The sequence below is a fragment of the Pseudoalteromonas sp. S3178 genome (assembly GCF_005886985.1).
Lineage (GTDB): Bacteria > Pseudomonadota > Gammaproteobacteria > Enterobacterales > Alteromonadaceae > Pseudoalteromonas > Pseudoalteromonas carrageenovora.
Window position 1 is genome coordinate 1 of sequence record NZ_PNCW01000402.1, and the last position, 217, is coordinate 217.

A 217-nucleotide genomic window follows, 5' to 3' on the forward strand; every position below is an offset into this window, starting at 1 on the left:
TTATCCTCATTACGAAGGGTATGCATCTACGCCGGGAGGCCCACTGAGCCCTGATGGGATATGTCGACCGTTTGCAGAGCAAGCCACAGGAATGGTGCCTGGTAGTGGCTCATTAGCAGTAGTATTAAAGCGGTATGAAGATGCATTGGCAGATGGTGACCGAATTTACTCTGTGATCAGAGGCAGTGCGCTTAATAATGATGGAAGAGATAAACTC

The 217-nt window shown here is 48.4% G+C and carries 1 protein-coding gene; it reads left to right on the plus strand.

Annotated features, from left to right (window positions below):
• Window positions 1-217, plus strand: a 217-nt coding sequence (locus CWC11_RS21480) for a beta-ketoacyl synthase N-terminal-like domain-containing protein (RefSeq protein WP_138684220.1), incomplete at both ends; no start/stop codon positions are given.